The 18,562-nt window shown below is 48.6% G+C and carries 15 protein-coding genes; 13 read left to right on the top strand and 2 right to left on the bottom strand.

Translation table 11 applies throughout. From position 1 onward, the window contains the following. Positions 1 to 249: 249 nt before the first annotated feature. From argC to argH, 5 genes are read left to right on the top strand one after another with little or no spacing between them, the layout of a single operon-like run. Complete coding sequence (gene argC, locus LG272_RS02900; protein WP_404409550.1) at positions 250 to 1,269, top strand: N-acetyl-gamma-glutamyl-phosphate reductase; 1,020 nt, start codon at positions 250 to 252, stop codon at positions 1,267 to 1,269. Continuing rightward, the gene (gene argB / locus LG272_RS02895) at positions 1,266 to 2,033 is read left to right on the top strand and encodes an acetylglutamate kinase (protein WP_404409548.1); all 768 of its coding nucleotides are present in this window, start codon (positions 1,266 to 1,268) and stop codon (positions 2,031 to 2,033) included. Before argC ends, argB begins: the two co-directional genes overlap by 4 nt. Positions 2,034 to 2,077: 44 nt before the next feature. Continuing rightward, positions 2,078 to 2,992: an ornithine carbamoyltransferase gene (gene argF, locus LG272_RS02890; protein WP_404409546.1), complete on the top strand. Its 915-nt coding sequence runs from the start codon at positions 2,078 to 2,080 to the stop codon at positions 2,990 to 2,992. Continuing rightward, entirely contained in the window at positions 2,989 to 4,227 is a 1,239-nt protein-coding gene (locus tag LG272_RS02885; RefSeq protein WP_404409544.1) for an argininosuccinate synthase, read from the top strand. The genes argF and LG272_RS02885 overlap by 4 nt, the downstream gene beginning before the upstream one ends. A gap of 3 nt (positions 4,228 to 4,230) precedes the next feature. Further along, a complete protein-coding gene (gene argH, locus LG272_RS02880; protein WP_404409542.1) occupies positions 4,231 to 6,072 on the top strand; it encodes an argininosuccinate lyase in 1,842 nt (613 codons plus the stop codon). A 52-nt stretch (positions 6,073 to 6,124) separates the two neighbouring features. On the opposite strand, the gene metJ is transcribed toward argH, so the two are convergent. Beyond that, positions 6,125 to 6,451, bottom strand: a complete 327-nt coding sequence (gene metJ, locus LG272_RS02875) for a met regulon transcriptional regulator MetJ (protein WP_126760005.1) — start codon at positions 6,449 to 6,451, stop codon at positions 6,125 to 6,127. Between the two features lie 206 nt (positions 6,452 to 6,657). Between metJ and metL the strand changes: the two genes are divergently transcribed. After that, positions 6,658 to 9,108: a bifunctional aspartate kinase/homoserine dehydrogenase II gene (metL, locus tag LG272_RS02870; RefSeq protein WP_404409539.1), complete on the top strand. Its 2,451-nt coding sequence runs from the start codon at positions 6,658 to 6,660 to the stop codon at positions 9,106 to 9,108. 22 nt (positions 9,109 to 9,130) lie between these two features. Here metL and LG272_RS02865 read toward each other — a convergent pair whose 3' ends face one another. Continuing rightward, entirely contained in the window at positions 9,131 to 11,593 is a 2,463-nt protein-coding gene (locus LG272_RS02865; RefSeq protein WP_404409537.1) for a penicillin-binding protein 1A, read from the bottom strand. A gap of 213 nt (positions 11,594 to 11,806) precedes the next feature. Between LG272_RS02865 and pilM the strand changes: the two genes are divergently transcribed. From pilM to aroB, 7 genes are all read left to right on the top strand, one after another. Continuing rightward, a complete protein-coding gene (pilM, locus tag LG272_RS02860) occupies positions 11,807 to 12,874 on the top strand; it encodes a type IV pilus biogenesis protein PilM (protein ID WP_126760003.1) in 1,068 nt (355 codons plus the stop codon). Then, a complete protein-coding gene (locus LG272_RS02855) occupies positions 12,862 to 13,455 on the top strand; it encodes a PilN domain-containing protein (protein ID WP_126760002.1) in 594 nt (197 codons plus the stop codon). The genes pilM and LG272_RS02855 overlap by 13 nt, the downstream gene beginning before the upstream one ends. Position 13,456: 1 nt before the next feature. Beyond that, positions 13,457 to 14,047, top strand: a complete 591-nt coding sequence (locus tag LG272_RS02850; RefSeq protein WP_126760001.1) for a type 4a pilus biogenesis protein PilO — start codon at positions 13,457 to 13,459, stop codon at positions 14,045 to 14,047. Then, on the top strand, positions 14,044 to 14,583 hold the full coding sequence (locus LG272_RS02845) for a pilus assembly protein PilP (RefSeq protein ID WP_126760000.1): 540 nt from the start codon (positions 14,044 to 14,046) through the stop codon (positions 14,581 to 14,583). Before LG272_RS02850 ends, LG272_RS02845 begins: the two co-directional genes overlap by 4 nt. Then, a complete protein-coding gene (pilQ, locus tag LG272_RS02840) occupies positions 14,583 to 16,772 on the top strand; it encodes a type IV pilus secretin PilQ (protein ID WP_404409533.1) in 2,190 nt (729 codons plus the stop codon). Before LG272_RS02845 ends, pilQ begins: the two co-directional genes overlap by 1 nt. Before the next feature lie 124 nt (positions 16,773 to 16,896). Further along, the gene (gene aroK, locus LG272_RS02835; RefSeq protein ID WP_126759999.1) at positions 16,897 to 17,415 is read left to right on the top strand and encodes a shikimate kinase AroK; all 519 of its coding nucleotides are present in this window, start codon (positions 16,897 to 16,899) and stop codon (positions 17,413 to 17,415) included. Between the two features lie 30 nt (positions 17,416 to 17,445). Further along, positions 17,446 to 18,549, top strand: a complete 1,104-nt coding sequence (gene aroB, locus LG272_RS02830; RefSeq protein ID WP_404409531.1) for a 3-dehydroquinate synthase — start codon at positions 17,446 to 17,448, stop codon at positions 18,547 to 18,549. The last annotated feature ends 13 nt before the right edge of the window (positions 18,550 to 18,562 follow it).

Below are 18,562 nucleotides of genomic sequence, written 5' to 3'. Positions count from 1 at the left end.
GCGCCAAGCCCCTCAAGATCAAGAGCGCTATTAGCTATTGGATATTAGATATTAGCTAAACCACAAATACCCGATACATCAGCTCTAATATCTAATGTCCAATAGCTAATATCGTCTTTGCTTTTCTAATATCTAATATCCAATAGCTAATATCGAACTTGCTTTGTATTTTTATTCTTGTTTTGTGCATTTTTATGCAGTATTATTTAGCCATCTTTTGAGTCATTTTTGGTCGAGCGAGTTTGATTGGTGGAACAGGGTAAATCAATTCCATGCGCAGTGTTTGGGGCGAGCGGTTACAGCGGCGTTGAGCTGGTGTGGCTGCTGCATAACCATCCACAATTCTCGCTTGAGTATGCTTTTTCTTCCAGCGCACGCGAAGACGCAGAGCCAATTGCTAGTTTGTATCCCCAATTAGCGGGACAGCTTGATGTTATTCTGCAACCTTGGCACTCGGATTTGCTGAGCCAATTGTCTCAGCAAGTTCGAGTGGTTTTTTTAGCGCTACCTCATGAAGCCAGTGCGGAACTTGCACCTGTTTTGGTGAACGCGGGGTTGGTGGTTTTTGATCTTTCTGGCGCATTTCGGCTTCGTGATCCTTCGATACATCAGCAGGCTTACGGTTTTGAACGCGCTGCCAATATCCCTGAAACGATTCCCTATGGTTTAGCCGAATGGACAACACTGGCAGGTACTGAGCAGCTTATTGCTGTGCCTGGCTGTTATCCGACAGTGACCAGTTTGGCGTTGAAGCCCGTCATGTCATTGATTGATGGCGTACCCTTGGTGAATGCCGTCAGTGGTGTCTCGGGGGCTGGCCGTAAAGCGGCAAGCCATACTAGTTTTTGTGAAGTAAGTTTGTCTGCCTACGGTGTTGCAACGCATCGGCACCAACCAGAAATTGCGCAAGCAATTGGCCATGATGTGATTTTTGTGCCGCACTTAGGTAATTTTAAACGCGGCATTTTGGCGACCATTTATGTCCCGCTACAACAGGGTGTTTCACAAGCGAGTGTCGATACGGCCTATGAGCAGGCCTACTCTACTGCGCCGCTGATTCGTTTGCGTCAGCAGCCACCGGCAATTCGTGATGTGGTCGGCACCGCATTCTGCGATATTCACGCGGTTGTACACCAAAATCATCTGATTATTTGTGCTGCTATCGATAACTTATTAAAAGGGGCAGCAGCGCAAGCAGTGCAGTTAGCCAATCAATATTTTGGTTGTGATAGTGCACTCGGTCTGCAGCAACGCGTAGGTGTGGTATGACATCACCTCTAGTAATTAAACTTGGCGGTCGGGTATTACAAAGCGCCAGCAACTTAGAGCGGCTGTTGACCACGGTTCAGCAGCTCGCATTATTGCGCCCTTTAGTGTTAGTTCATGGTGGCGGCGATCAAGTAGAAGCCTTGTTGTTGCAACTTGGCCACACGAGTTTGAAGGTAGACGGCCAGCGAATAACTCCTGCCGCACAGATGCCCATTGTTGCGGGGGTTTTGGCTGGCGATGTTAACTCGCAATTAGTTGCCCTTGCTCAGCAACATCAACTGAACGCCGTTGGATTAACTCTGGCTGCTGGTCAGAGCATTACTTGTGACGTGGATGCAAATCGCGGTGCTGTCGGTATTCCGAAACCCAATGACGCGACCTTGTTGCAGGTACTGCTGGATAAAAATTTCTTACCTATTCTGAGCTCAATTGGTAGCAGTGATAGCGGTGCTCGGCTCAATGTGAACGCTGATTTAGCCGCGGCTACCGTCGCTCAATTACTACATGCTGATTTAATTCTCCTCACCGATGTGCCTGGAATTTTGGACAAAAACGGTGACCTCATTGAAACCATTCTTGCCGACCAAGCAGATGCCCTGATTGCTGATGGCACTGTGCGTGACGGTATGTTGGTCAAACTTAACGCGGCCGTGCAAGCGGCACGTGCCTCGCGACGAAGTATCGCGGTGGCCGGCTGGCAAGACGCCAAAGCGCTCACCCGATTGGCAAGGGGTGAAGCAGCCGGAACCCGCATCCGTCTCTAATTGCCACGCTATTTCGAATTTTTTAGTTGTAGGTAACAACATCCATGAATGATTTACTTGAAATGCCGGCGCTAAGCCCGCAACAAACCACTGAGTTATTGCAGTTAGCGCAAACCATTAAACAGCGTCCAACCGCGTGGTCGACTTATTTGCAGGGCAAAAGCATTGCACTGTTGTTTGAAAAGCCATCGTTGCGTACGCGTGCAAGTTTTGCCGCAGGTATTCACCGTTTAGGTGGTCACAGCATCTATTTAGATGCACAAAACTTAATTGGTGAGCGTGAACCTGCCACTGACGTTGGTGCGAATTTAGCACTTTGGCATGATGCGATTGTGGCGCGCGTTTATTCACAAAGCACATTAAGTGACCTTGCGTCAGCTTCAGATAAGCCGGTTGTAAACGCCCTTAGCGATACCTGTCACCCGTGCCAAGCATTAGCTGATTTACTCACACTACAAGAACAACTCGGTGATTTACGCCAAGTGCACCTCACTTTCATTGGCGACGGTAATAACGTCTGCCAAGCGTTAATGGCCGGTGCTGCGCGCACTGGTATGCACATGCAGGTTGTGACACCTGAAGGCTATGCGCCTGATGCGGAACTCACTGCAGCAGCACAGCAACAAGCGGCGCAAACTGGCGGCTCAATTTCTGCGTTGCACGATTTAACACAACTGCAATCCACCGATGCTATTTATACCGACACTTGGTTCTCTATGGGGCAGAGCCGCGATAACAATTCGGTGATGCATGATTTTGCACCGTACCAAGTGAACAGTGATTTAATGAAACGCCTCGGTGCGAAGTATTTTATGCACTGCTTACCAGCTTATCGTGGGCGTGAAGTCACTGCAGAAGTTATCGATAGTTCACAAAGCTTGGTTTTACAGCAAGCTGAAAACCGGTTACACGCGCAAAACGCAATCTTGGTCAAACTTTTTGAAGGAGCTCAGGCATGAGTAAGTCAGTGAATAAAGTTGTTCTCGCGTACTCAGGTGGCTTGGATACATCGGCTATTGTGCCTTGGTTGAAAGAAAATTATGACTGCGAAGTGGTCGCCTTTGTTGCCGACGTGGGCCAAGGTGATGAAGAGCTTGAAGGTGTTGAAGCGAAGGCCATTGCCTCTGGTGCCAGCAGTTGTCACATTGTCGATTTAAAAGATAAGTTTGCGCGCGAAGTCATCTACCCAACCTTAAAAACTGGCGCCATTTATGAAGGCCAATATTTGCTGGGTACCGCGTTAGCTCGCCCCATTATTGCTGAAGCGCAGGTTGCGGTTGCTCGTCAAGTTGGTGCCGATGCGCTTGCCCATGGCTGCACTGGTAAAGGCAACGATCAGGTTCGGTTTGAATCGGCATTCGCGGCATTAGCACCTGAATTAACTGTTATTGCACCATGGCGAGAGTGGACCATGCGCTCACGTCCGCAGTTATTGGCTTATCTAGCAGAGCGCAATATTCCATGTAGTGCGTCGGCGACAAAGATTTACAGCCGAGATGCAAACCTTTGGCATATTTCAACCGAAGGTGGCGAACTGGAAGACCCGTGGAATGAGCCAACTGAGCAAGTGTGGACATGGACCGTTGCACCGGAGCAAGCTCCCGATAAGCCAGAGTATTTGCAACTCTCGTTTGCCCACGGTGAACTGACGCATATAAATGGTCAAGCGTTTGCGCCTGTTGATGCTATTTTGCACCTGAATCAACTTGCCGGTGCGCATGGCGTCGGGCGCCTCGATATGGTGGAGAACCGCTTGGTTGGGATGAAATCGCGCGGTTGTTATGAAACCCCAGCTGGCGAGGTGCTTTACGCCGCATTGCAGGGCCTTGAGAGCCTAGTACTTGACCGCACCACACAAGATTACCGCATTCGTTTAGGTAACGAGTTCGCGCAATTGATGTATGACGGCCGTTGGTTCACGCCTTTGAAAGACGTTATGTTGGCGGCAGCAACCAAAATTGCTGAGCCGCTTAGTGGCGACATTGTGGTCAAACTCTACAAAGGCAAGGTGACAGTGACTCAGAAGCAATCGCCGAACAGCCTGTATTCAAACGCATTTGCCACCTTTGATGAAGACGAAGTCTATAATCAGAAGCATGCCGAGGGCTTTATTCGTTTGTATAGTTTGGCCAGTCGAATTCGAGCATTACATCAGCACGCCGCTGATAACACCTCGACCGCTGGCAAGGAGTAAGTCATGAGCTTATGGGGTGGACGGTTCAGTGAGCCCAGTGCCGCTGAATTCAAACAATTTAACGACTCCTTGCGGTTTGATTATGTGCTTGCACCGTTTGATTTGCAGGCGTCAAAAGCTTGGGCGGGTGCATTGCAGCAGGCTGGTTTGATTAGCACAGAAGAAAATCAGCAGTTACAGGAAGCGTTATCCGCGTTAGTTAAACAAGTAGCAAAACAACCTGAGTTACCACTACAAAGCAATGCTGAAGATATTCACAGTTGGGTGGAAGCTCAGCTGATTGAACAAATTGGTGCGACTGCCAAGAAATTACACACCGGTCGCAGTCGCAATGATTTGGTGGCAACCGATCTGCGTTTGTTCTGCAAGCAGTTTGCGCAACATTTGGTGACGGCTAACTTAGCTGCCATTGAAAACTTGCTGAGCTTTGCGCAAACCTATCAGGATGCCATGCTGCCGGGTTATACCCACTTGCAGCGAGCACAGCCGATTGTTGCCGGGCATTGGGCAATGGCTTACGTGAGTATGCTGCAACGCGATGTCAGTCGCTTACGCGAAACTATCCGTCGGCTTGATGTGAGCCCTCTGGGCAGTGGTGCGCTGGCAGGCACAACTGCAGCGATTGATCGGGAGGCGTTAGCCCACGAATTAGGTTTCCGTTATGCCAGTGAAAACAGTCTTGATGGGGTATCCGATCGCGATTTCGTGCTGGATTTATTAAACGCCGCAAGCACCGGCATGATTCATTTATCGCGCTTAGCTGAAGACGTTATTTTCTATTGTTCAGGCGAATCGGGTTGCTTGAGCATGAGCGACAAGATCAGCAGTGGTTCATCGTTGATGCCACAGAAGAAAAATCCTGATTTGTTTGAGTTGTTACGTGGCAAAACCGGTCGCGTAATGGGTCATCAGCACGCCATGCAAATTACCTTAAAAGGGCTACCGCTGGCGTACAACAAAGACATGCAAGAAGACAAAGAAGGTTTGTTTGATGCCTTGCATACCTATTTGCAGTGCTTGCAGATGCTTGCCTTTGCGATACCTGAATTAAAGGTGAACAAAGATCATGCGGCTTTGCAAGCAGCATTAGGGTATAGCAATGCAACCGAGCTAGCTGACTACCTCGTTAGTAAAGGCGTACCGTTTCGTGATGCGCACCACCTTACCGGTGAGTTAGTCGTAAAAGCGCAGCAGCAGGGGCTTGCGCTTGAGCAGCTCGCTCTCGAAGACTTTCAACACGTGTGTGAGCTCATCGACAACGACGTATATGCCACGTTAGATCTCGAGTACGGCTTGCAGCAGCGCAAAGCCATGGGTGGCACAGCGCCAAGTGCCGTGAAGGTGGCGATAAAACATGCCCAAGATTGGTTACACGCGGCCGAAGCGGCGAGCAAGCATGTACGCCAAGCGCGCTTAAGCGATGTGGATAAAATCTGTGAGCTCATTGCGTACTGGGCCGATCAAGGTGAAAACTTACCTCGTGATAAAGCGGACATTCTGCAAGCGATTCAAAGTTTTGCTGTCGCTGAAATTGACGACGAAGTTGTTGGTTGTGCGGCACTTTATGTGTATAGCACTGGCTTAGCCGAAATCCGCAGTTTGGGCCTATTCCCAAGTGCTCAAGGCAAAGGTCTCGGCGCTGAGTTAGTCGCATTTTTATTGTGGAAAGCACGAGAACTGGGCATTACACGTACGATTGTGCTCACTCGCGTACCGGAATTTTTCGGTAAGCTAAATTTCCGCCTGACGCTGAAGGAAAAGCTGCCAGAAAAAGTCATGAAAGATTGTGAGCTGTGCCCGCGCAAACACAATTGTGACGAAACTGCTTTGGAATACTTGCTGTAGAAGCTTTAAGTGGCATGAAAAAGCTGCAGCCTAACGGCTGCAGCTTTTTTTATTAATCAACGTCGTCGCTCATGTCTTCAGGAATCGGTAAGCCGCGACGTTCTAATTCTTCACGCACAGCTTTTGGAATTTTATTAGGATTATCTTTGCGAAGGTCGTCGTCGGTTGGTAAAGGTTGCCCGGTAAACGCATGCAAGAATGCTTCGCAGAGCAATTCGCTATTGGTTGCATGACGCAGGTTCTTCACTTGGCGTCGCGTGCGCTCATCGGTGAGTACTTTGAGTACACGTGTGGGAATCGACACGGTGATTTTCTTCACGTGCTCACTTTTTTTCCCGTGTTCAACATACGGGTAAATATAATCGCCGTCCCATTCCATACTACACCTCGTGTTCAATGTGTGACTAAAAGACCCTGCACAATGTGTTGAATTGTACTGGTGAAATTGGCACAGTCAACTTTATACGCATAGCTGTCTATACGTCTTTTTGTGCTAACCTTGCGTAATGGCGCTTTATTGGCACAACAACGCACCGTATAATCGATTTTTTATTTTCTTTTCTCACAGGAGAACGCACACGCATCATGACGGTTGAGGTTCAGGTTACCCCAGAGCAGATACAAGCTGTAGCCGATACAGTTCAGGTTCATAAATTTGGTGGCAGTAGCTTAGCTGATGCTTATTGTTACCGTCGCGTAGCACGCATTGTTACTGAATATGCTGGAGCCAGCGATTTAGTAGTGGTGTCAGCTGCAGGTGATACCACCAACCGAATTCTCGCCATTATTGATGCAAAGGCCGACGACTTAGGCGTCGCTGAAGTGCTCCTGAAGCAGCTCGAAAAATACCAACAGGGTCTTATCACTGAGTTGCTTAATGGCGACATGCAAGCGCGCGTGCTTAAGCAATCGCAGCATGATTTTAAGCGTTGGTGGGCATGGCTAAACGGCGAAGAAGAAATTACCCGCCGACCTGAGTTGTTGTCGTACGGCGAACTTTGGAGCGCCCGTTTGTTATCGGCGTTGTTGCAACAGCAAGGCGTCACTTCAGATTACATTGATGCTCGCACGTTCTTGGTGGCCGATGATGCCCCAGAGCCTCATATTCGTGTGCCCGTTTCCCGTGCAGGCCTGTTAAACCGTATTGCACCGCACCCTGGCACTCGCTTTATTGTCACCGGGTTTATTTGCGCCGACCCTGACGGCAATTCATTAATTCTTGGTCGTAACGGTAGTGACTATTCGGCAACGCTGGTTGGCAGCCTGATTGATTCTAAGCAGGTTACCATTTGGAAAGATGTTGCTGGTGTTTACTCAGCCGACCCACGCAAAGTTGAGCGCGTTGTTAGCTTGCCTATTTTAGATTGGCAAGAAGCTGAAGAGTTAGCGCGCTTGGGCAGCCCAGTATTACACCCGCGTACCTTCCAACCGGTAAACCGCGAGCGCATGGTTATCGCCGTGCGTTCCAGTTTGAAAGTTGAGAATCAACAAACACGAATTGGCCAGTACGAAGATACTGAACCCAAAGGCAAGGTGCTCACGTCGTTAGCTGACGTTGTTCTGTTCCGCGTTGATTTAAGTGATGCCAAATTAGTCCAGCAATTTGAAGATCTTGACCTCACGCCATTGATTAGCTGGAACGAAATTGCTCAGCATCATGCTTACTATGCGTATCACCAGAACCATTTAGAGTTTTTGGAACGCTGGCTGGAGCAGGTTGATAAAGCGGATCACGTGGTGCAAATGCAAGGTTACTCGATGATTGCCTTGGTAGGTAATCGCATTCAAGAAACCGACCAGTACAGCACCTTCAAAACCGAATTAAGCGCGCAGAACTTGCGCCGCTTGGCATTTTCGCCAGACAGTAATGCGGTCATCGCAATTCTTGAACAGAAACTCGATAATCGCTTACTCAATCGCTTGCACAGTCAGTTGTTTAACTATCGCCGTAGCCTTGGTGTGTTGGTGGTTGGTCGTGGCAACATCGGTAGCGCATGGTTGTCGCTATACCGCCGTCTGCGCGAGCGTATCAATGAGCAAATGGATGTACGTATTCTCGGCATCTTAAACTCAACCCGTATGTGGCTAGATTACAACGGCCTTGAGCTGGATGACTGGCAGGCGAGCTTTGACAAGTTCGCGCGACCGTACGAACTGAGCCAACTTATTCCAGAACTGCCAAACGCACCATGCGATGAACTCGTCATGCTCGATTTAACCGATTCGGTGGCGGTGGCTCAGCTGTATCCAAGCTTTTTTGCAAACGGCTTACACATTATCAGTGCGAACAAGCGCGCCGGCGCTTCGGGCGAATCACAGTACAATGAAATTCGTACCATTCAGCGTGAGTACGAGCGTGAGTGGTATTACAACACCACGGTAGGTGCGGGCTTACCATTGAACTATGCGCTAAATGACCTGCGTAACTCGGGTGATACCATTCGCAGTATCTCAGGCATTTTCTCAGGTACCATGAGTTGGTTGTTTGAAAACTTCAATTCTGAAGTGAAGTTCAGTGATCTTGTACGGGAAGCGAAGGCTCGCGGTTTGAGTGAGCCAGACCCGCGTGAAGACTTAACTTGCCAAGATATCGTCCGTAAACTGCTTATATTGGCACGCGAAATCGGCTTAAAGTTGGACTGGAAAGATATCGATGTCGAAAGCTTATTGCCCGAACAACTCGAGGATATTTCACTGGAAGAGTTTATGCAGCGTTTGCCCGAGCTCGATGACGCCATGCATCATTTGTACACCGATGCACAGAAGACTCAGAAGGTACCGCGCTTGTTAGCAAGTTTTGCAGTACAAGACGATGACAGCGTTCGCGCCCGTGTCGGCATTGAGTACATTCCAGAAGGTGACATGCTGGCGAATTTAATACCAGGTGAGAATATTTTCGTGATTTATACCGACTGGTATCACGAAATGCCACTGGTTATTAGTGGCCCGGGAGCAGGTAAAGAAGTGACGGCGGGTGGCGTTCAATCAGACTTAAACCAGTTGCTGAGTCGTCTCAGCAACCGGCATCAGGGTTAATTCCTTACTTTAAGAACGTGAGTTAGAAAATCGAGTCGTCGTCACTGAAAATATCTTTTGACGACGACTTCGAATCCGCATACTCCGTTGGCGCAGTGCCCGGCAAGAAATATTCAAAACGCGTGGTATAGTCGTTCTTACGACTCAATTTACCGGTCGCTAAATCAATCCGCGCCATCACCAATCCAGGCGGCACTTGGAACGGTTCAACGGTGGCATCTTCTAGCGCTGTTTCCATGTAATCAATCCACATTGGTAACGCCGTTTTTGCCCCGCCCTCAGTACCTGAAATAGGCTGCTCGTCGCTGTCTAAATTTTCATTCATCGTCGTGCTGCCAAGCGCACGTTCAAGGTTGTCAAAACCGACCCATGCTGTTGTCACCAAACCACTGACGAATCCAGAGAACCAAGTATCTTTCACGTCGTTTGTTGTACCGGTTTTACCGACGATGTTACGACCAGCTAAATCGATAATTGGCTTCGAGCGTTGAATACGCCATGCTGTCCCATTCCAGCCCGTGCGGTGTTGCCAACTACCACCACCCCACACCGCTGAATTCATCGCTTCGGTAACCAAATACGCATTCTGTTCCGAAATTACTTGTGGTGCCTGCACCACTTCTCGCTGTTCTTCCTCACATAATACGCAAGCAACAGCGGGACGCGCGGTGTAAACAACTTCGTCATTGTTATCGACAATGCGTTCGATGAAATACGGATTAACCAAGTAGCCACCATTGGCAAAAACCGCATAGCCACGTGCGACTTCTAACGGCGTCATCGATGCCGAACCAAGAGACAATGATTCGTTACGCGGTAATTCATCCATCGCAAAACCAAAGCGGGTCAAATATTCAACCGTGGTATCAATACCCATTGCCCGCATCAGACGCACTGATACAACGTTTTTCGACTTAGCCAAGGCTTGGCGCACTCGAATCGGACCTTCATAAACATCTGGCGAATTCCGCGGACGCCAAGCAATACCACTTCCAGGATTCCATTGGTTGATAGGTGCATCGTTCACTAACGTTGCTAAGGTAAAACCATTTTCTAACGCCGCTGAATAAATAAACGGCTTGATGTTTGAGCCGGCTTGACGTTCGGCCTGAATTGACCGGTTGTATTGGCTAATGGCAAAACTGTATCCACCCACGGCTGCCGCAATACTGCCGTCTTGTGGGCGCAAAGAAATAATCGCACCACTTGGTTCTGGTACTTGCGCTAAGCGAAGTCCTTGCTCGGTCGCTCGTATACGAATCAGCTCACCAGGCGCCAATACATCAGCCGCTACTTTGGGCGCCGGGCCTTGACGATCGGCATGCATATAAGGGCGTGCCCAAGCAAGCCCAGACCATGGTAATTCGCGTGCTTCGCCACTGGCGGTTAGAACTTGTGCCGATTGCTCAGAAACGCTCAAAACAACTGCCGGTACGGTTAAACCAATCGATTCTTGTTCGCGCAAAAATTCACGAATGGCATCAAGCTCCCAAGCTTCGTCTTCTGGCTGCCATAACACTTGCTCGGCACCACGGTAGCCATGACGCTCGTCGTATCCATGCAGATTCAACTGCACCGCGCGTTGCGCCGCCCGCTGTTGCTTCGCATTAACCGTTGTATAAACTTTAAACCCAGAGTTGTAAGCAGCATCTTCACCGTAGCGCGCAACCATATCGGCACGCACCATTTCCGCCAAATACGGCGCACTCATGGTCACTTCTGCACCGTGCAAACGCGTATCGATTGGCTCGGCTAACGCTTCGCGATATTGGCTCTCTGAGATAAAGTTTTCAGCAAGCATCCGGCCAAGCACAACTGCGCGGCGTTCGCGCGCACGCTCTGGATTCGAAATTGGATTCATCGTGGAAGGAGCTTTTGGCAAACCAGCGATCATCGCCATTTGTGCCAACGTGAGATCTTGTACCTCTTTCCCGTAATAAACTTGCGCCGCAGCGCCAACTCCGTGGGCGCGATGACCAAAGGTAATCTTATTCAGGTACAGTTCAAGAATTTCGTCTTTGCTCAGCTCTTTTTCCATTCGCAAAGAAATAAACGCTTCTTTTATTTTTCGCGTCCAGGTTTGCTCAAAGCTCAAGTAAAAGTTTCGCGCTAGCTGTTGTGTGATGGTACTACCACCCCCTTGAATTTCGCCAGTACTAACTAGTAGTGCGAAAGCGCGAGCAACACCAATCGGATCAATTCCAAAGTGGTCGTAAAAACGTTGATCTTCGGTGGCGAGAAAAGCATTGATAAGTGGTTGAGGAATATCTTCTAATTTGAGAGGAATTCGACGGATTTCGCCAAATTGCGCAATCATTTCACCATCAGATGAATACACTTGCATTGGTGTTTGCAAACGCACTTCTTTGAGTTCTGCCACACTCGGTAAGTCGTCTTCCCAATAGAAGTACAATCCAACCACGGCAATGGAGCCGAAAATAGCTAACGCCGCACCGACGCCAAGCACCCACTTAAAAATCTTCAAAGACAGCCCCTTTTTTTCCTTTCGACTATACTGTTTTACAGGTTGCGCAATTTACGTTCATATTATAGAAAGATAAGGACAGAAACGTAATGTTTATTTAGATAGTGCAAAGAACTTTGCACAATGCTTACCTTTCTGCTTAATATGAGGTTCGGCATAGAACAATTTTAATAATATAATGCCATAGAAACCGGTCCAATTCAGGGGAGCATTATGGGGCTATTTGGTCTGGGAAAAAAGCCAGGTCTGGGAATTGATATCGCTTCGGATGCAGTAAAGGCTATTGAGCTTGTGCCTAGCGGCGATACTTACGACATTACACATGTTGCTGAAGTATCACTACCGAAGAATTTAATTACCGACGACGAAATTTCAGATATCGAGAAACTTGCGAAGATGATTACGCAGGTGCGTAAGCGTATGGGCAGCACACGGGTCGCTGTCGCTGCTGTATCAGGTACGCAAGCAATATCAAAGCAAGTACCAATGAGTCTCGATTTAGATGATGAAGCGATTGCTGAGAAAATCGAAAGCGAAGCTGAAGCACTTATCCCGTTCCCCATCAACGAAGTGCGCTATGACTTTGAAAGCCTCGGCGAGCATCAAACGCTTCCGGGACAGCAACGTGTCTTAGTAACCGCTACCCGAACCATCAGTGTCGACAGCCGCGTACAGGCGCTTGAAAGTGCTGGGTACAAGGTTGCCATTATGGATGTTGATAACCAAGCCATTGCGCGCGCTTGCGGTCATTTGTTGCCGCACATGCACCCAGAAGTGCTCGAGAGCAAGCTCCCGTATTTGATTCTCGATATTAGTACCAGTGCAATACAAATTATTGTTGTTCATCAAGGTGAAGTGGCGTTCCACCGGCCACAGTCCGGCGGCTTAACACCGTTGCTGAGCGCACTCGATGAAGATGGTAGCATCGACCATGGCGAAATTATGGCGAAGCTGCGCTCAGGTGATATTGACGATTTCCCTACCCTGATTATTCAAGATTTCTTAAGCAACTTGTGGAACCAAGTTAGTCGTAGCGTCCAAATGTATCAAAGCAATGCTGCGGACAAGGGCTTCGCTGCAATATTACTGATAAACACCGGCGCCATGCTACCGATGATTACGGAAGCTTTGAGCGAGCAAGTTGAGTACCCCGTACATGCGCTAAACCCTTTTGAGCACTTTATTTTGCCGAGTAAGTTTTCGCATCTACAAAATCACGGGCCACGATTTGTTGAGTCGATAGGCCTTGCGTTACGGAGTTTTGCAACATGGCACATGTAAACCTACTCCCGTGGCGCGAAACCGCACGCCAACGCGCAAAAACCCGCTTCGGCATTCATGCTGGTATTGCGGTTGGTATTGCTGGAATTATTTTTGGCGCCGCGTATATGGTCATTGGCGACTACAAGAGTTACCAGCAACGCCGTAATAACTTCTTGCAATCACAAATTCAAATTCTTGATTCGCAAATAGCTGAAATCAATAGCATTAATAAGAAGAAGCAAGAAATTTTAAACCGCATCAAGTTGATTCAATCGCTGCATGAAGATCGAAACACAGCCATTACTATCTTTAATGAATTAACCGAACGCACACCAGACGGCGTGTATCTGCATTCACTTGAAAAGCGTGATTTGCAGTTGATTATTAGTGGCCGCAGTATTTCCAATAATCGGGTTTCCGAATTTTTACGTGATTTGAAATCGTCGTCCGTGTTCGCTGACCCCGAACTGCGAAACGTGGTTTCGGCCAGTTTTGGCTCGCGTGGTCGCGCCCGTGGCGCCGATGCGAATTCCGATTACGATGCATTTTCATTGGTGGTGACGATTGTTCCACCAACAACCACGGAGGCGAAAAAATAAAATGAGTATGGATAGCCTACGTGAATTAGATATCAACGAGTTGCCATTTTGGCCGCGCCCGTTCCGCATTGCGGTATTGGTTATTATTGCCATTGCCGTGCTTGGTTTAAGTTATCACTTTATCTTGGCCGACGAATGGGCAAATTATAAGCGTGAAGTCGCAAAAGAATCACAGCTCAAACAAGATTATCAAACCAAGTATCAAACGGCGGTGAACTTGCCGTTGTATCGCGAACAACTTGAGCAACTTAACAGTGACCTCGAAACACTTTTAGCTATGCTCCCGAACGATGATGAGACGCCTAAATTACTGGACGACATTAGTCTGATTGGGACGAAGAGTGGTTTACGTTTTGATCGCATTGAATGGTTGATGCCGCAGCCGCGTGAGTTTTATACCGCGCTACCAATGCGTATTGAATTAAAAGGCGCCTACCATCAAATCGGTGACTTTGTTGGTCAAATGTCGAGCCTCGATCGCATCATTAGTGTCAAAGATTTCAAAATGCAACTGCAAGACGATGAGGGCACTTTAAGTTTATCGATTAACGCCGAGACTTATCGTCAGCAAACGTTGAGGGCACAACCATGATGAAAAAATTGCTTGTGTCAGCGGCTGCTTTTGGTTTTTTGGCAGGTTGTGCGCCAACTGGGCATCAAGATCTTGAACAGTTTACTGCTGAGGTTCAGCAAACCGCGAAACCCGGTATTAGCCCGCCTCCTGAATTGCCTGAGCTAGAGCGTATTCAATACACCGGGGCGGATATTCGTAATCCATTCCAGCCAACACCGCTGCGTGACAATGCAGCGCAAGCGTCTGGACAAAATTGTCCGCAACCGACTCTTGGAACCCCGAAAGGTAACCTACAGGGCGTTGCTCTTGACCAACTCGCATTGAGCGGTACGATGCGCTCCGGAGATGGCCAGCTCGTGGCACTGGTTGTCTCCAACGAGGGTAAATTATTCCGCGTACAACGTGGTGATTTCATTGGCCTCGATAACGGCCGCATCACCGCTATTACTCCACAACAAATTTCGATTCGTGAATGGTTAGCTACCGGCGACGGCTGCTGGCAACAACGCGACGTATCGTTAACCTTGCTGAACTCGCAAAGGAGCTCGAACTAATGAAGCACTTAATCCGTACCTTTTGTCTACTGCTGTTGATGCCCCTTGCGGTATCGGCCAATGAGCTCTTACGGGTTGAGCAGATTGCGCTGAATAAAGATCGTTTTAATCTTGAAGCGCATTTTTCAAAACGTGTCGAGTCACCAGTTGTTACCCGTAGCAGTAATAAAAATCTCCACGAGTTTTTATTGCTCGGCACCAGCGCTGACATGCCAGATGGCCGTTTAGATCTGCCAAACCACCCTTTGCTCGATTATGTCGAAATTGAACAGCAGCGCGAAGATCTCATGCTTCGCGTGTATACCAAGAAGCCTCTTGAGAACCTCATGAGCCGATTTGGCGAAGTCATGGTGTTAGTATTCGTCGCACCAAAAGATGGTAGCGAGCCGGCACAATCGACCGCGAAAGCAGCTGCCGATAAGCCGACAGCAAGCAAACCGGCAGCGACCCAGTCGACCCCGGCTAAGCCAGCTAAGCCAGAAGCAACGAAAGCAGCGGATAGCAAGCCGGCGCCAGCGAAACCAGAGCCAGTGAAACAGCAAGCCGCTAAGGAAACAGCGCAGCCTGCTGAACAACCACGAGCTGAGGTTCGCACCGATAGCAAGCAAGTGCCGAAAAAAACTGCCGTGACGAACATCAATTTCTTCCGCTTATCGAATGATGTTGGTCAAGTTAGTATTGCCTTGAACAAAGACAATGTTGAGCACGAAGCGCGTATGCGTGGCAACGATCTTGAGCTGATTTTGTATGACACAGAACTGCCAGAAGACTTGTTGTATGTGCTTGATGTGAGTCAATTTGCAACGCCAGTGGCTTATGTTGAAACGTTCCGTGATGGTCGTCATAGCCGCATTAAGATTGCTGGTAAGCGTAAATTTAAACACCAGCTCGAGCAAATTGATGGTTATTTACGGTTGAACTTAGCTGAAGCACCACAAGTAGATGCCCAAGAAGCTCAAGCGGAATCGAGCCAGAAGCCAATTTCATTGAATTTCCAAGATGTTCCGGTTCGCCAGTTACTGCAAATTTTAGCTGACGAGAACAACTTAAACTTGGTCGCCAGTGAATCTGTTCAAGGTAACATCACGCTACGCTTAGAAAACGTGCCGTGGGAGCGTGCGCTTGAAACCATCTTGCGCGTGAAAGGTTTGGACAAGCGTTATGACGACAACATTCTAATTGTTGCGCCAGCTTCAGAACTTGCCCAACGCGAAGCCGAGCAGTTAGAAAGTCGCCAGCGCATGCAAGATTTAGCGCCTTTGGAAAGTTCGTACATTCAAATCAACTATGCCAAAGCAGACGAGATTGCACAGATTCTGCGTACTGATAGTTCAGATTTATTATCAAGCCGCGGTGCAGTGACTGTCGACGAGCGCACCAACACATTGCTAGTGCGCGATACGCCAGAGCAAATTGAAACCGTTAAAGCCATGGTTAACGTGCTTGACGTACCGGTAAAACAAGTGATCATCGAAGCTCGTATGGTGACCGTTCGTGACAATATCAGTGACGAACTCGGTATTCGCTGGGGTATCACTGAACCGACTTTAGATACCTCTGTTCCGCCACCGTGGGGTACTGGAACTAATGTTACCGGTGACTTCAATGTGAACTTACCAATCGCATCACCTGCGGCCACTATCGGCTTCCAGGTTGCAAAACTCGCCGATGGCCGCTTGCTTGATCTTGAGTTATCGGCACTCGAGCGAGAAAACAAAGGTGAGATCATTGCTAGCCCGCGTATCACCACGGCGAACCAGAAAGAAGCTTACATTGAACAAGGTACCGAAATTCCTTACGTTGAAAGTGCTTCTTCAGGTGCAACGTCAGTTCAGTTTAAGAAAGCCGTGTTGGGCTTAACTGTGACACCACAAATCACGCCAGATAACCGTGTGATACTTGATTTGGTTATTACTCAAAACACCCGTGGTGAAACCGTCAGTACACCAACTGGTCCTGCGGTATCCATTGATACGCAAGAAATTAGCACGCAAGTGCTCGTTGAGAACGGTGAAACAATTGTATTGGGCGGTATTTATCAGCAACAAATCTTAAACGACATTTCAAAAGTGCCATTGCTGGGTGATATTCCTTACGTTGGCGTGTTGTTCCGTACCGACAGTCAGGTTAATGAAAAGCGTGAATTGTTAATTTTCGTCACGCCACGAATTGTAACGAATACGCCGTAAACCTTGCTTATGTAGCTGTGACTTGCGATAATCGCGCATCTTTTTGGTTGGGTAAAGGAAGGTCTTGAGACACTCCGGATTCCGTGAGTCACAGCTAGTTAAATAAGTGAAGTAACACATCAATATGGCTGAAAAACGTAACATTTTCTTAGTGGGCCCTATGGGCGCTGGTAAAAGCACAATCGGGCGACAACTAGCCCGCCAACTCCATCTCGAATTTTTTGATTCTGACACCGAAATCGAACGCCGCACTGGCGCCGATATCGCTTGGGTGTTTGAGTTAGAAGGCGAGGAAGGTTTTCGCGCACGCGAAGAAAAAGTTATCGAAGAACTGACAGAAAATACCGGTATTGTGTTGGCGACAGGCGGCGGTTCTATCCTGAGCAAAGAAAGCCGTAATCGACTTTCGGCGCGTGGTGTGGTGGTGTATCTACAAACTACAATTGAGAAGCAACTCGCCCGCACGCAGCGTGATAAGCGCCGGCCATTGATTGCTGAAGCAGACAATCCGCGCGAAGTGCTTGAGAACCTCGCAGAATTGCGTAATCCACTGTATGAAGAAATCGCTGACATTGTGGTGCGTACAGATGAACAAAGCACCAAGGTCGTGATTGATCAAATTATCGAGAAAGTAGGTTTATAACTTACCCAGTTTTTAATGTCGGAGGCGCTCATGCAAAACACCACACAGCAAATCATCGTGGGTTTAGGTGAGCGCAGCTATCCTATCGATATCGGCGCTGGATTACTTTCGCGAACCCCGTTATTCGAGCAACTGCCACAACAAATTTTACTCCTGTCGAACACCATCGTTGAGCCACTTTATGGCGACAAAGTACGCGCACAATTACAGCAACACACCGTGGTGACCCACCTCATTGAAGATGGTGAAGGCGCCAAAAGCTTTGCTAATTATGAAGCCGTGATGGACACTCTGATCCGCCACAATTTTAACCGCGACTGCGCCATTATTGCGCTTGGCGGTGGCGTTGTGGGTGATTTAGCTGGCTTTGTAGCGGCGACATATCAACGCGGCGTCGCTTTTTATCAAATTCCAACCACGCTGTTAGCGCAAGTCGATTCATCGGTTGGTGGCAAAACCGCGATTAATCATGCGGGCGGCAAAAACCTGGTAGGTGCCTTTTATCAACCGCGAGCCGTGCTCATTGACACGGATTGTCTAACAACACTGAACGCACGCGATTATGCCTGCGGCTTAGCCGAAGTAGTGAAGTACGGCATTATTGCCGATGCGGAGTTTTTTGCCTGGTTAGAAGCGCATCAGAACGAGCTCAATCAGCGCGATGCGGCAGCACTCACGTACGCGATACAACGCAGTTGTGAGATTAAAGCTGAGGTTGTTGCGGCTGATGAACGCGAGCAATCGGTGCGCGCACTCCTAAACCTTGGCCACACCTTTGGGCATGCCATTGAAGCAGCTCATTATGACGGCTGGAAACACGGTGAAGCGGTTGCCGCTGGCACCATCATCGCCGCTTATCTAATGCACCAGCAAGACCGCCTCAGTAGCAATGATTTCACCCGCATCGAAACACTATTACAGCAGCTGAATTTACCAGTGCGTGCACCACAAATGCCATTAGAGCGCTGGCAGACCTTCATGCAACGTGATAAAAAAGTACAAGCCGGTGTGGTTCGGTTAGTGCTACCAACAGCTATTGGACAAGCCTGTCTTGAACCTTGGTCAGATTGGCAAGCGCTTGGTACCGCTATTGCGGCCATGAGCCACCCCGACGCACATAGCCCTTTATTATAAAATGAGCCGAGTA

The sequence above is a fragment of the Pseudidiomarina marina genome (assembly GCF_044807045.1).
GTDB lineage: Bacteria > Pseudomonadota > Gammaproteobacteria > Enterobacterales > Alteromonadaceae > Pseudidiomarina > Pseudidiomarina marina.
Note: the sequence above shows the minus strand (reverse complement) of the source record. Positions and strands in the feature narration are given on the sequence as shown.

What these genes read in the sequence shown, in the direction of transcription:
- metL (WP_404409539.1), top strand. Translation starts at nt 6,658, where the DNA reads ATGACGGTTGAGGTTCAGGTTACCCCAGAGCAGATACAAGCTGTAGCC.
- argH (WP_404409542.1), top strand. Translation starts at nt 4,231, where the DNA reads ATGAGCTTATGGGGTGGACGGTTCAGTGAGCCCAGTGCCGCTGAATTC.
- aroK (WP_126759999.1), top strand. Translation starts at nt 16,897, where the DNA reads ATGGCTGAAAAACGTAACATTTTCTTAGTGGGCCCTATGGGCGCTGGT.
- argF (WP_404409546.1), top strand. Translation starts at nt 2,078, where the DNA reads ATGAATGATTTACTTGAAATGCCGGCGCTAAGCCCGCAACAAACCACT.
- pilM (WP_126760003.1), top strand. Translation starts at nt 11,807, where the DNA reads ATGGGGCTATTTGGTCTGGGAAAAAAGCCAGGTCTGGGAATTGATATC.
- aroB (WP_404409531.1), top strand. Translation starts at nt 17,446, where the DNA reads ATGCAAAACACCACACAGCAAATCATCGTGGGTTTAGGTGAGCGCAGC.
- LG272_RS02855 (WP_126760002.1), top strand. Translation starts at nt 12,862, where the DNA reads ATGGCACATGTAAACCTACTCCCGTGGCGCGAAACCGCACGCCAACGC.
- argB (WP_404409548.1), top strand. Translation starts at nt 1,266, where the DNA reads ATGACATCACCTCTAGTAATTAAACTTGGCGGTCGGGTATTACAAAGC.
- LG272_RS02845 (WP_126760000.1), top strand. Translation starts at nt 14,044, where the DNA reads ATGATGAAAAAATTGCTTGTGTCAGCGGCTGCTTTTGGTTTTTTGGCA.
- LG272_RS02850 (WP_126760001.1), top strand. Translation starts at nt 13,457, where the DNA reads ATGAGTATGGATAGCCTACGTGAATTAGATATCAACGAGTTGCCATTT.
- pilQ (WP_404409533.1), top strand. Translation starts at nt 14,583, where the DNA reads ATGAAGCACTTAATCCGTACCTTTTGTCTACTGCTGTTGATGCCCCTT.
- LG272_RS02885 (WP_404409544.1), top strand. Translation starts at nt 2,989, where the DNA reads ATGAGTAAGTCAGTGAATAAAGTTGTTCTCGCGTACTCAGGTGGCTTG.
- metJ (WP_126760005.1), bottom strand. Translation starts at nt 6,451, where the DNA reads ATGGAATGGGACGGCGATTATATTTACCCGTATGTTGAACACGGGAAA.